At 39.3% G+C, this 1716-nt stretch carries 2 protein-coding genes and 1 pseudogene; 1 reads left to right on the top strand and 2 read right to left on the bottom strand.

What is annotated here, in order from left to right; genetic code table 11:
* Positions 1-235, top strand: a pseudogene (locus tag BCT27_RS25760) (hypothetical protein); the annotation flags it as partial.
* Between the two features lie 162 nt (positions 236-397).
* Here the strand turns inward: BCT27_RS25760 and BCT27_RS24235 are convergent.
* Together BCT27_RS24235 and BCT27_RS24230 are read right to left on the bottom strand one after the other, a co-directional pair.
* Positions 398-1144 carry a hypothetical protein gene (locus BCT27_RS24235; protein WP_102397036.1) on the bottom strand — a complete coding sequence of 249 codons (747 nt, stop codon included), beginning with the start codon at positions 1142-1144 and terminating at the stop codon, positions 398-400.
* Positions 1145-1287: 143 nt separating this feature from the next.
* Positions 1288-1716, bottom strand: a 429-nt coding sequence (locus tag BCT27_RS24230) for an immunity 22 family protein (protein ID WP_206748026.1), incomplete at its 5' end; no start/stop codon positions are given.

Here is a 1716-nt window from a genome sequence, read left to right as displayed (position 1 = left end):
GTTGATGACCTTGTTAGCCGCTGAACATTTATACTATCGCGGCTTCGCCGCAAACACCCAACGAACGCACCATTTTGCGAGTTCACTACGGCCTAAAAGACAAAATCACTCAATAAAACCACTAGCGTTGATCCAACTTAGCAAAAATAGCCACGTGATTTTGCATCGAGTTTGGAACTGGTTTAATGAAACTTTTGGGTTTAAACAGCCTGAGACGAAGAAAGGAAATAGCTAACCAAACATCGCAAACTAAACACGGAAAGAACTGACGGATAACGCCCAATTAAGGTGTGAAGCACGCGACCACAACACTCAAGCTGGACGCCATAATCACTAAACTAAACCAAAACTGAAAATGCTAAGCGTGCTGAATCACTCTTAAATTGTTTGTTATAAATCAGAACGGTATATCGTCCCAAATGCCAAACCTTACTTTAATTTTTTCTAAATTATTACGTAATTCTTTTGTATCTTCTTTCACAACTGCGTCATCTAATTGATCTAAGTTATCAACCGTTACTTCTATTTCAGACAACACCTTTTCTAAGAACGAGTTTCTGATTGCACTCTCAGCCTCTGCTTCATCTAGTTTACTTTTAACTTCTCGATAGTCGCTGGTAAGTTGGCTTTTAGATACAGCAAATTGGTATTCCTTTTCATTTAACGCTGCCAACAACCTTGAGTACTTTTCTTTATGGTTAATGAACTCGTTATTTCTAACACCTTTTTCTGCTAGCCAGTTATCAATTTCGCGATCTTTTAGCTTACGTATATACTCTTCATCAGCTTCTACTTTTGCACCAACCGTAGATTTCTGGCGGATAAAGCGCTGTTCATCAATTTGGTTTTGTTGTTTGTCTCTAAGATTATTGATGACACCATCATTTATAAACTCATACGCTAAATTCAACAAAGGTAAGAGTAAAAGGTAAATAACTGCGACAAATAGCGGGAACGCTATGTCCTCACTGAAAGACCAAGTTTTACCAGAAATAATTCTTATTTTTGTTTCCGTATCGGATAAGGTAAATATAGCTAGTCCATTCACGTTTAACGCACACCAAGCTAAGCAAAAAGCACCTACAACAGGGTTCTTAAGTCTTGATGTCGCATTATCTTTTAATGATTTAAATATATCTTTCATTTACTTATTTACTCGAAACTCAAGTGATTTATAACGTCGCAATAACGGGCGCTTGCCAAACCACCCAGAACTGCTTTAATCCATTGTATTCACGTCACTTTGTAAAGTTTCCGCAGTGACAAAGCGTCCCGTTCATGGCCTTGTTAGACCTTTTTTGACCAGTGCTGAAAGCAGCCTAAATATTTAAATTCAGCACCAGAAATGACGCAGGACACTGGACTATCAAAGTCACCACTATCGCCAACTACGATTGATGTATGCTGGTCTTCTGCATTTGCGCCCCACGCGATAGTGATATTGGGGATGTTTATCTCCGGCACTCCGCACTCTTTAAGGGCATGATCTATACCTTCGCTCTTAACTTCTTCGATGTAGAAAAAGTCGTGATCATAAAAGCTTTCACCTTGAGACGCTGCAAAACTATTCATTGCTGCTTCGTCATCTCCGTGTTGCTCACGAAAGATTTCCTCTTGAACTTCTTCGCTAGGAAAGAATGCTGCCCAAATATGAGCGTGATCTAAATCTGCCATAATAACTTGTAATGTGATTGGTCTAACGCTGTGATAACGGGC

Source organism: Enterovibrio norvegicus (assembly GCF_002876705.1).
Classification (GTDB): Bacteria; Pseudomonadota; Gammaproteobacteria; order Enterobacterales; family Vibrionaceae; genus Enterovibrio; species Enterovibrio norvegicus_B.
The sequence above is the reverse complement of the archived record's forward strand: the minus strand, read 5'-3'. Positions and strand labels throughout refer to the sequence as shown.

What these genes read in the sequence shown, in the direction of transcription:
- BCT27_RS24235 (WP_102397036.1), bottom strand. Translation starts at nt 1,144, where the DNA reads ATGAAAGATATATTTAAATCATTAAAAGATAATGCGACATCAAGACTT.